The following is a 10256-nucleotide window of genomic DNA, read 5'->3' as shown; positions in this document are numbered from 1 at the left end:
TCGTCGACTCCCCCACTGACGTCATCAAGTACATGGGCAGGTTCCTCCAGTACTACAGGGAGAACGCCAGGTACCTGGAACGCACCTACGGGTTCGTCGAGCGGATCGGCGTCGAGCGAATTCGCCAGGTCATCATGGACGACCTCGATGGCTCGGCAGACAGCCTCGACACCGACATCCAGTCCTCGGTCGACGCGTACTTCGACCCATGGAAAGAGGGCGAGAAGCCGGTGCACGAGAACCAGTTTGTAAGCGCTCCCGTTGCGGTGTCCGGCTGAGGGTATGCAGATGATGAAGACGAAGCAGACCAGCCCGCAGACCTACGACCTGGGACCGGTGGACCAGATCCCTCCCGGAGAGGGACGCCGGATCAACGTCGGGCACATACCCGTAGCGGTGTTCAGGACACGGTCCGGAGAGGTCTATGCGACACAGGCGCTGTGCCCTCACCGCGCAGGTCCGCTTGCCGACGGAATCACCGGCGGCGGCGAGCTCCACTGTCCCCTGCACTCGTACAAGTTCGATCTCGAAACAGGCGAACCCGTTGGGAATGAGTGCAAAGCGCTGAAGACATACACACTGGAGATCGATGACAGCAGGAATCTGAGAGTAACGATTGAAAGAAGAGTGAGATCAGGAGGTCACTCGTGACAGACCACTCCCTGGAAGGCAAGCGCATAGGCCTGCTGGAGTCTCGAATGGCCAGCCAGCTTGGTGACCTCATCCGCAAGCGCGGTGCCGAGGTCATGTCTGCGCCCGCGCTGCGAGAGGCCCCTGTCGACTGCGCTGACATGGTCGGCGATCTGATCGACGGAATAAGGGACGGCGAGCTCCAGGTCGTTGTGGCCCAGACAGGTGTGGGAGTCTCCACGCTGTTCAAGGAAGCCGCCAAGCTGGACAGGGAGTCCGAGCTGCTAACAGGCCTGCGAAAAATCGTTTGCGTCGCAAGGGGACCGAAGCCCGTTGCCGCGTTCAAGAAGGCCGGCATTCTCACTCCGGTAAAAGTCGAATCGCCGTATACGACCGATGAGCTGCTGGAGACGCTGGATCGGTTCGACCTGTCCGGCTGTGGCGTCGCGCTGATCAACTACGGAGAACGCAACGAGGCGCTGACTGAGACCCTGGCTGCCTCGTGCTCCGAACTCTACGAGCTGTGAAGACACCGAGCCTCTCGAATCTCTCATAAGCGCCGTGCTGAAGCGCGAGCTGGACGCCGTGGCGTTCACCAGCCAGGCACAGGTGAAGCACATGTTCAAGATAGCGGAGCAGCGCGGATTCGACTCGGTGCTGGCCGCGACCATGAGAACGACAGTCGTGGCGGCGGTCGGCCCTACCTGCGCCAGGGCTCTTGCCTCCTACGGAGTGACCCCGGATGTGGTGCCCCAGCATCCGAAGATGGGCCACATGGTGGCCGACCTGTCCGAGTACTTCTTAAAGGTTCGAACCCCGCGTCCGTAAGACGCTTTTCTGCAATCGATTTCGCCTTTCACGGCACGATCCCGTACTCGAACTTTGTCCATTTCCAACCGAAAGATGAATCGCATAGGGGCGACAATGACCACTGCATCGACGACAACACACACCAAAGCACCCGGCATCAACCTATTCAGCTTCGCGGCTCCTCATATGCGGACGTTCCACCTGACGTGGTTCGCGTTCTTCCTCGCGTTCTTCGGATGGTTCGGAATCGCGCCGCTGATGGCGATAGTCCGCGACGATCTCGGCCTTACCAAGACCCAGATCGGCAACACGATCATCGCCTCGGTAGCTATCACCATCATCGCCCGGCTGCTGATCGGCTGGCTCTGCGACCGGATAGGTCCACGCCTGGCCTACAGCGGACTGCTGGTGCTTGGATCGATTCCTGTAACGACTATCGGGCTGGCCCAGAACTACGAGACTTTCCTGCTGTTCCGTCTCGCCATCGGCGTCATCGGAGCCTCGTTCGTAATCACCCAGTACCACACCTCCGTGATGTTCGCGCCAAACGTGGTCGGAACGGCAAACGCAACGACGGCTGGATGGGGCAACATGGGCGGCGGCGTGACACAGATGGCCATGCCCCTGGTGCTGGCGGCGGTGCTGATGTTCGGCGTCGGAGAAGTCGTGGGATGGCGGGTCGCGATGGTCGTGCCGGGCGTCGCGCTGCTCTTCGTGGGCATCGCCTACTTCCTGCTCACGCAGGACTCGCCCGGAGGCAACTACGCGAAGCTCAGGGCTGAGGGCAAGATGCCATCGGCAGCGGCCGTCAAGGGGACGTTCGTCGAAGCCGCAATGGACTACAGGGTCTGGGCTCTGTTCCTGATCAGCTGACCATCAACAACATAGCCGCGCTCTACTACCATGACCAGTTCGATCTGAGCGTGGGAACGGCGGGCCTGATCGCGGGCATGTTCGGGCTGATGAACGTATTCGCCCGTACACTCGGCGGGATGTTTGGGGACAGGGCCGGCATCAAGTTCGGACTCAGGGGCAGGGTCATGTTCCTGGGAGTCGTGCTGCTGCTCGAGGGCATCGCGCTGATAGTGTTCTCGCAGATGTCTGTGCTGTTCCTCGCGGTCGGCGCGATGATCGTCTTCAGCCTCTTCGTGCAGATGTCGGAGGGCGCGACGTTCTCGGTGGTGCCCTTCATCAACAAGCGCGCGCTGGGTTCCGTAGCCGGAATCGTGGGCGCGGGAGGCAATGCCGGAGCGGTCGCATTCGGATTCCTGTTCAGGATGGAGTCGCTCGCAACCAACCAGGCGCTGATGATTATCGGACTGGTGGTATTGGGAGCGTCCGCGCTGGTATTCCTCGTAAGGTTCTCAGCCACCCGCGAGATGGAGGAGAGGCAGGCCGTCGAGAGCGCAATCGCCTCCAGGCGGAGTCCGGCGATGGTGTTGGAAGGCGCGGCTGGGGACTAGGGGCACGGATGCCCCCAGCCCCTGGGTTCCCGCTTTTGCGGGAATGACGGTTTGCGAATACCTACCTCTGTCAGCCCTCAAGGGAGAGGGGGTCATGCAAAGGTCTGCTTATGCGGGAATGACGGCTTGTGAATTCCTACCCCTGCAGGTCCCTTGAAGGGGAGGGTTAGGGCCTGTGCCGGACTTTATCCGGTGACGAACGTATGTGGGCAGGATGCCCGCGCTCCAGATGGGGATGGGAGCAGAAATGGTACAGTGTCACTGCTGACTGCCCCACGCGAGCAAGGAGATGGACATGGCCGGCGCACAGAGCAACCGCGGCTTCTACCGCAACTACTTTCGTGAGATCGACGTCCTCCACGGCCTGCAGTCCACTGCTGACCACCCCCAAGGGCGACGTCAAGCAGTCCGACATCGTGCTGTATCTCGGCTGCAACGTCATGCGCACCACCCATCTCGTGCGCACAGTCATGGATGTCTTCAGTCTGCTGGATGTGGACTTCACCGCCGTCGGTGGTGCGGCCTACTGCTGCGGCATACAGCACCACCAGCGCGGCGACGAAGCGTCGGCCAACTCCGTCGCCCAGACCACCGCCGCCAACTTCCGCAAGTTCCAGCCGGAGCAGGTGGTGATGTGGTGTCCGTCGTGCATCTTCTTCTACGACGACATCATGGATATGCGCGAGGATTTCCCCTTCCAGCACGTCACCGAGTACCTGGTCCAGAATCTCGACAAGCTGGACCTCCGGCCCCAGCCCGAGACCACCATCTCTCTCCACTACCACACCGGACGCCCGCAGTCTGACGCCGAAGCCCGGAGTGCCCTGACACTCCTCAGCGCCCTTCCAGGCGTCACCGTCGTCGACATCGGCGCCGACGAGCGCTTTGGCCGTCACTGCACCCCCGCGGTCCGCCAGCAGATGGGCCCCGAGGCGTGGGACGAGATGTCAGGACAGTGGGTCGAGAAGGCGATCGACGCCGGAGCCGACACCTACGCCACCCTCTACCACGGCTGCCAGCGTCACATGTGCGGACTCGAAGCAGACTACCCCGTCCGGGTCGAGCACTACCTCACGCTCGTGGGCCGCGCCCTCGGCATCGAGTACGAAGACCAGTACAAGAAGCACACCCTCCTCGGCAACACCGACGCCATCCTGGCCGAGACCGCCCCCTGCGCCGTGGCCAACGGCATCCCCATGGAGGAGGCGAGGGAGGTCATCGGACGCGTGTTCCCGGCGCGGCAGGAGGCGTAGGGGCGAGGATGCCTTCGACGGGGGTCATTCGACAAGCTCAGGACGAACGTATGCGGGAATGACGGCTTGTGAATTCCCACCCTTGTAAGTCCCTTGAAATCGACGGTCCCGATATTCGCAACTACGGCAGCAGCACTGCAACCCTGGCGGCAGCACAGACCTGTATCCTCACGCCATAGTCAGGTGATAACGTGGGCTCAAGAAGTGGGGGGACGAAATGTGGCTCCGGACAAGTTGTGAAATCACCTTTGACGTGAGCGTCCCCACGCCCCTCATCCTGATGCTCCGTCCTAGAAGCGGAGCACAACAGTGGGTGGCCAGCGAGGTCTGCACGTCGACGCCGGGCGTACCGATCACCGAGTTTACGGACAGCTTCGGCAACCTGTGCGAGCGATTGATAGCGCCCCCAGGTGAGTTCACCATCCGCAGGTCTGCGCACGTTTCAACCGCAGACGGCATTGACGTGTCGCCTGGAGCGCCATTCGACGAGGTACACAATCTGCCGCACGAGGTCCTGACCTATCTTCTTCCCAGCCGTTACTGCGAGTCCGACCGGTTCATGTATCTCGGCAGGGAGCTCGTGGACGGCGTCCAGCCAGGCTACGACCAGGTGGCCAGGATTGTAGAGTGGATCCGCAGCTCTGTCCGCTTCAACCCGGACTCCAGCAATTTCCAGATGTCGGCGGTCGAGGTCAACCAGCAGCGCGAGGGCGTATGCCGCGAGCTCACTCACCTGGGCATCGCGTTATCCCGCAGTCTCTCCATCCCGGCGCGTATCGTGGTGGGCTACCTGCACGAGCTCGAGCCGATGGACTTTCACGCATGGTTCGAGGCGTACGTGGGCGGCCGCTGGTACACCTTCGATGCAACACAGGCTGTTCCGCGTGGAGGGCGAGTTGCCGTCGGCTATGGGCGTGATGCGGCCGACGTGGCTATGTTCAACCAGTTTGGCCCGGCGCTATATCCCAGGGCAATGGATGTGGCGGTCGAGACGCTCGATACTCGTCCGGGGAGCAACTGAGGAGCCGGCGCGGCAGGAGGTGCAGGCTAAGGCAGCCCTGGCCCCTCCTGCCGCCCTCCGGGATGCGAAACCTGATCAAACGCCAGGACTAGCCGTAATCCTAGGTCGTGCTCTGTTTACTGAGCATGGACTCCACCTGCTTCGCTTCAGCGTCGCTCACGATGCGGAAGATGGTGTACTGGGGAGCATCTTTGGCCCGGCCCCGTATCGCCTTACGGCCATTTTTCAGGGTTACCACAGCGGGTTCCAGGATCTCGCACATCTGGCGCAGCGGCAAGCAGTAAGCAGTTAGTCCTTCCACGGGATACCTCCATCGATATGTTACCTTTGGCCTTCATCCTCCAACAGGACGCGAGAACCGTTTTGCAGGGCATAGTCCTCCTGTCCACGTCGGGCTGAGGTTAGGGCAACGATGTCATCGTCCAAGTACTCTTTGATCAACTCGCTAGTTTGGCTAATGGCTTGGTCCAGGGCGTTGCGGGCAGTTTCTGGTTGGGCTTGGTTGGCCTGAAATCCCAGCCACTGCTCCCATCGCTCCCGGTCATCTCGTACTATCAGTTGGACATCCTTCCAGTCCTGGGACAGCTTCCGTAACCGGTGCACCACCCAGTCCCACTCGCTGGGATGGTTAACATAGCACAGGACGTAGGCCGTTCCGCCAGTTGTCTCCCACCAGTCTGGCAAATCCGGGTGACCCTCACAAGAGGAGAGGGTTTCCACAAGGTCGGTCTGGTTTAATGTCCACACCAACTGCCTGATCCCTGGTTCCAACTGCTCGTAGTCCATCATCAGCGAAAGTCTGAAGGAGTACCGCTCGTTTGAACCACCACATGCTACCTCCTCAGGAGCCCTCAATCTCAGGCACCTGCAGTTCATCGTACTTTTGTTTACTGACAAACCTGAACAGCCTGGTGCCGCCTTCTTCCGCAGTGACCGCATAGGAATGCTTGCCGCTCTTCTGCACCATGATGCGCTTGCTGAGGGCGCTCTCCGGTATATCCACCTTTTGCCTGGTCTTCACGTTATAGAATTCCATGTTTCACCTCGTGCATCGATGTTCAAATGCTAATTCGGCAGACAATGCCGTCCGGTCTTGCCGGCCCCAAGAACCTCGTCAACACCGTTACCGGCACTCGCGTAGCCCCTTCCAGTATGGTCAGAATAGAGCTCTGGTGTATTGACATATCATATCAATCAGGCCGGTACATTCCGTCACTTGCTCACCAGTTTATCGATTGGAGACTCGTCGGTGTCTGGTCTCTATATGCTGGCCGACAGGAACAAATTAGTAGATACCTTATCTCAATACTTTACAAGTGTGGGAGATTAGCAGTTTTCCAAGGGACTGTCAATTCGGGAGATGCTGAAAGTGGGGGCTCGGTCGACGGTCGGGCGCTCCCGGCGGGGCGGCTTACAGGGGTATGTATGCTTGAACAGCCAGGTAAGAACTCCAGGCGGGGGCGCCCGTCTTCCTAAGAGCTTACAGGGGTAGGTAGACCGACAATTCGTTCGTCCTGCGCTTGTCGAAGGACACCCCTATCCCCTGGATTCCCGCCTCCGCCGGACTGACGATTTGCGAATACCTACCCCTGTCAGCTCCCTAAGGGAGAGGGTGAAAAGGTACGAATACACACCCCTGGAAGCGGCGCGGGGTGTGAGTTGTAGCAATCTCAGTCGACGACCATTCCAACAGTCGCGCTCAGTGCTTGAGATGCAGAGTGGGTCGCCGCACGCAATCTGGCCGCGGACTAGCAGTTCACCTGGGTCCTGAGCAGCCGTCGGTGCGGCTCGGGTCCGTATGGTCCTGATCCTCCGAGGGTTGGTCCCACTTCTGCATGAGGTTGTTAGGTTCACGGGTCGGCCGTGACTTTCGCCCGGTTGTTGAGCGGGATGTTTTGGCCACTTTTGTCGTGAGCCCACCACGGGAATTGTTAGGAACCTCGCTTCTCAATTGCAGTTACCGTTCGCCTGGAGGAGGTTTACGATGCCAGATGTCTTACGCCAAGCACTCGTATCAGCTTCTCCGATGACTTTGATGGCAAGCAAGACAATCGCTACAGCGGCTAGTACACGGCCAGTCGCCATCTTGAGAAGTTCAGGACGAGCCTTAGCGATCTCCTCGTGCTCTCGAGATAGACCGATTGCATGATGCAGCATTTCGCTGCCGACTTTGTTTAGGGTCCTGCTGGCCTCGAAGTGCCCATCAATCCCATGTGACTTCTTCACCCACTGGTCTATTTTCCCACGAGCGCCTTCTACCATACCTCGATGCTGCCTAGAAAACTTTTCTTCAGTCAGGGTATTGAGCCGCGTCAAATAATCTTCCGAGAAACTGGGGTCGATAGCGGCGGCGAGCGCATACTCTGATCGTTCTTGTAGGGGTCTCATGAGTGAAACAGCCACCGTCCATCTTCCCGCTGCGGCCTCAGTACGGATAGCGTATCCGAATTCGTAAACGTCTAGCGTCACGTAGTTCAGAAACTCACCTTGGAGCGACCTAGGCCAAGTAGTGTTGCTGATAAGTTCGGAAAGTGAATCGAGCAACTGATCAAGATACGTGAAGTCCATGCCAGCGGCTTCTGGCAGCAACTGCAGAGCATGGGATTGGAAGTCGATTTCGAGAGAGTACTGAAATGTATACTTCACGAATGGCTCCTCTTTTGTCTTAACCTCTCGCGGAATCCCTGCCAGCATACTTGTCAGGGCCAATTCATCCGTCGCTTTCCTGCGTGACACGCCACAGATAGCTCGCAAACGAAGCGCAGGCTCCAAGCATAAACACTGCCTCATCTCGCCCTGACGGTGAATCCGAGCTGTTTATCAAGGGGTGGCGGATGCCCTCCTCATCCGATGTGTAACCGTAGAGTCGACTGAAGGCTTCCCTAAGTGCCGGATGGATTAGATGCCTTTCTTGGAGCGACCTCAGGGCTGGTTCTAATGTCTTCGCCGAATCGGGAGTCAATCTTCGCGCTACAGATTCAACAGAATGAATGCTCTCCCTAATTGACCCTGACCAGTCACCCTGATTGATCAGTTCCGCACCTTTCCGAAGGTGTGTCTCAGCTCCTTCAAGACCGGCCTCTCTCAGCGTACGGATAGCTTTCCCTAATGCTTCGCCTTCCTGTCTAGTGGACATGGGAAGAATTGTAGGCGGTCCATTCGTGTCAATACAGTAAGCAAGCTGACAGTTTTCAAATATGCCTTTTACTGCGGCGGTAAATTCAGACGGGCACTCTGGATGACGCATGATAATCTGTAATACGTCGAATACCCTGTTGAATTCGAGGTCGTATAAGATGCCCTGCTTGTAGGTGCTCCAGAATACACTTCTTGAGTATGTCACCTCGTCAACTGGTCTCATTCGAAACTCAGAATGCAACGCTAAAGCTATACGCCGCCATCCACCCTGTAAGCCGGAACTATACGGGTCAGGACGACGCGTGAATATATACAGAACATCCCATAACCTGAGCCGAGCTTCAGAACTGAGTTCCTCAAGCGCTAGCGGACCAGGTAAATCCTCGTAGCCATGGACCTGAGAGAATGTAAGGTCTCCGGGATCAATCCTCTCGTCTTCTTGCACGTGAATTCTCCAAATCGATGCTCATTGTTTGAGGACTTCCCGACCGAGAATCGAGACTCCCCATCGGTTCTGCAGCAAGCCTACGGTGAAGCAGAACTGAGATGGCCGCCGCAGGTAGCCGCCTCAGCCGAGAACCTTGCCGAACGCCGTCGCCAGCCTGGGGCCGACTTCTTGGAGCTGGGCGACGGTCGCGCTGCTGAAGGCAAGCCTGAGATACCTGTCGCGGGCCTTTTCGGGGTCGTGGAAGAACGACGTTCCGGCTGCAAGCATGAGTCCCTCTTCGGCAGCCGCGGCCCTCACATCGGACGCGGGCGCGTCGAGGCACTCCAGCCACAGGAAGAACCCTCCCTCGGGACGGGTGAACCTGACGTATGAGGAGCAGTGTTCCTCGAGCGAGTCGCACAGCGTCCGGCACTTGAGCGCGTACAGGTCGCGCATCTCCTCCACGTGGGGCTCGAGGTGGCCGGCGTCCACGTAGCGCGCCATCGCCCTGAGCAGTATCGGGCTGGCCCCCATGTCGTACCTGACCTTGGGCAGCGCCCTTATGAACTCGTGCCTCGCCTGCACCCAGCCGATTCGCAGGCCGGTGGCGGCCACCTTGCTGAAGGTGCCGATTCGCATGACCCCGTAGCCATCGGACAGTGCGTACATCGAAGGAGGAGGCGAGTCGCTGAAGTGGAGCTCGCTGTAGGTGCCGTCCTCGACGACCAGCACACGGTGGCTGGCGCACAGCTCGAGCAGCGCCCGGCGGCGGGCCTCGGACATCGTGACGCCTGTCGGGTTGTGGTAGTCGGGGATCGTGTAGAGCATCTTGACAGTCTTGCCGGCCGCCTCTGCCTCCGCGATGGCAGACGCCACGGCCTCGAGCGAGATGCCGTCTTCGTCGATAGGGACCTCGATGATCTCGGCCTGGCAGGCCTTAATGGTCTCGACGAAGCCGCTGAAGCTCGGACCCTCGGATATCACCACGTCGCCTGCGCGGACGAACGTCCTGGCGATGTTGTCCATCGCCGCGGAGCCGCCGTTGTGGATGATGAAGTTGCCAGCGTCGAGATCAAGGCCGTCGATCCGGCTCTGCCGGTCGGCCAGCGCCTCTCGCAGGCCATCGAACCCCATCCAGCCGCCATAGACCATGGCGTCGTCCGCCTCTTCATCCAGGACGGCGTTCAGCGCGCTCCTGAGGTCCTCGACAGGGATCGTGGGCGCTTCGGGAATGCCGCCTCCCAGCGGGATGAGGTCGGGGTGCTCGGACGGCAGCGTCCAGGTCCACTCCCCCTCGGCCTCGTCGCCAACCCCAGCGAGGAGTGCAGCCTCCGAGGCAAGGTCGGCCAACCGCACATCCTGCCAGGCTTCACGCGATATTTCCCTCTGGTCCATGTTCACCCCACTGTCGGCGGCACTGAGACCGCGGTTAACTTTCCAGTCTGGAAATTGTAACCGAACCCGGCTCAGGGCTGATAACGGAGTGGGACCACGTGAGACTGTGTCAGTTTGGT

General features: G+C 59.5%; 11 protein-coding genes and 2 pseudogenes (1 of these 13 only partly in view). 7 read left to right on the top strand and 6 right to left on the bottom strand.

From position 1 onward, the window contains the following. From nirB to J4G14_09235, 7 genes and pseudogenes are all read left to right on the top strand, one after another. Positions 1-278: pseudogene (nirB, locus tag J4G14_09265) on the top strand (nitrite reductase large subunit NirB) (it extends 2149 nt beyond the left edge of the window). A gap of 13 nt (positions 279-291) precedes the next feature. Continuing rightward, positions 292-651, top strand: a complete 360-nt coding sequence (locus tag J4G14_09260) for a Rieske 2Fe-2S domain-containing protein (GenBank protein ID MCE2457988.1) — start codon at positions 292-294, stop codon at positions 649-651. After that, positions 648-1157: a uroporphyrinogen-III synthase gene (locus J4G14_09255; protein MCE2457987.1), complete on the top strand. Its 510-nt coding sequence runs from the start codon at positions 648-650 to the stop codon at positions 1155-1157. The genes J4G14_09260 and J4G14_09255 overlap by 4 nt, the downstream gene beginning before the upstream one ends. 34 nt (positions 1158-1191) lie before the next feature. Continuing rightward, complete coding sequence (locus J4G14_09250; protein ID MCE2457986.1) at positions 1192-1458, top strand: uroporphyrinogen-III synthase; 267 nt, start codon at positions 1192-1194, stop codon at positions 1456-1458. 96 nt (positions 1459-1554) lie between these two features. Further along, positions 1555-2903, top strand: a pseudogene (locus tag J4G14_09245) (MFS transporter). A 341-nt stretch (positions 2904-3244) separates the two neighbouring features. Further along, positions 3245-4156: a (Fe-S)-binding protein gene (locus tag J4G14_09240; protein ID MCE2457985.1), complete on the top strand. Its 912-nt coding sequence runs from the start codon at positions 3245-3247 to the stop codon at positions 4154-4156. Between the two features lie 217 nt (positions 4157-4373). After that, positions 4374-5177, top strand: coding sequence for a transglutaminase family protein (locus tag J4G14_09235; protein MCE2457984.1), 804 nt, complete (start codon positions 4374-4376; stop codon positions 5175-5177). A gap of 100 nt (positions 5178-5277) precedes the next feature. On the opposite strand, the gene J4G14_09230 is transcribed toward J4G14_09235, so the two are convergent. From J4G14_09230 to J4G14_09205, 6 genes are all read right to left on the bottom strand, one after another. Further along, positions 5278-5478, bottom strand: coding sequence for a hypothetical protein (locus tag J4G14_09230; GenBank protein ID MCE2457983.1), 201 nt, complete (start codon positions 5476-5478; stop codon positions 5278-5280). Positions 5479-5498: 20 nt separating this feature from the next. Next, positions 5499-6032 (bottom strand): hypothetical protein, encoded by a 534-nt coding sequence (locus J4G14_09225; protein ID MCE2457982.1) that lies wholly within the window; start codon positions 6030-6032, stop codon positions 5499-5501. Continuing rightward, entirely contained in the window at positions 6019-6213 is a 195-nt protein-coding gene (locus J4G14_09220) for a hypothetical protein (protein MCE2457981.1), read from the bottom strand. Before J4G14_09220 ends, J4G14_09225 begins: the two co-directional genes overlap by 14 nt. 911 nt (positions 6214-7124) lie before the next feature. Beyond that, positions 7125-7823, bottom strand: a complete 699-nt coding sequence (locus J4G14_09215) for a hypothetical protein (GenBank protein ID MCE2457980.1) — start codon at positions 7821-7823, stop codon at positions 7125-7127. Between the two features lie 64 nt (positions 7824-7887). Next, on the bottom strand, positions 7888-8538 hold the full coding sequence (locus J4G14_09210; protein ID MCE2457979.1) for a hypothetical protein: 651 nt from the start codon (positions 8536-8538) through the stop codon (positions 7888-7890). Positions 8539-8883: 345 nt separating this feature from the next. Further along, positions 8884-10137 (bottom strand): PLP-dependent aminotransferase family protein, encoded by a 1254-nt coding sequence (locus J4G14_09205; protein MCE2457978.1) that lies wholly within the window; start codon positions 10135-10137, stop codon positions 8884-8886. Positions 10138-10256: the final 119 nt, after the last annotated feature.

This window comes from Dehalococcoidia bacterium (assembly GCA_021295915.1).
In the GTDB taxonomy this organism is placed as follows: domain Bacteria; phylum Chloroflexota; class Dehalococcoidia; order Lucifugimonadales; family UBA1123; genus VXRN01.
This window is presented reverse-complemented; position numbering and strand designations above follow the sequence as displayed.

Bases quoted from the DNA above. Each gene is read 5' to 3' on its own strand.
- J4G14_09210 (MCE2457979.1), bottom strand. From the start codon at position 8,538: ATGAGACCAGTTGACGAGGTGACATACTCAAGAAGTGTATTCTGGAGC.
- J4G14_09205 (MCE2457978.1), bottom strand. From the start codon at position 10,137: ATGGACCAGAGGGAAATATCGCGTGAAGCCTGGCAGGATGTGCGGTTG.
- J4G14_09220 (MCE2457981.1), bottom strand. From the start codon at position 6,213: ATGGAATTCTATAACGTGAAGACCAGGCAAAAGGTGGATATACCGGAG.
- J4G14_09260 (MCE2457988.1), top strand. From the start codon at position 292: ATGAAGACGAAGCAGACCAGCCCGCAGACCTACGACCTGGGACCGGTG.
- J4G14_09235 (MCE2457984.1), top strand. From the start codon at position 4,374: ATGTGGCTCCGGACAAGTTGTGAAATCACCTTTGACGTGAGCGTCCCC.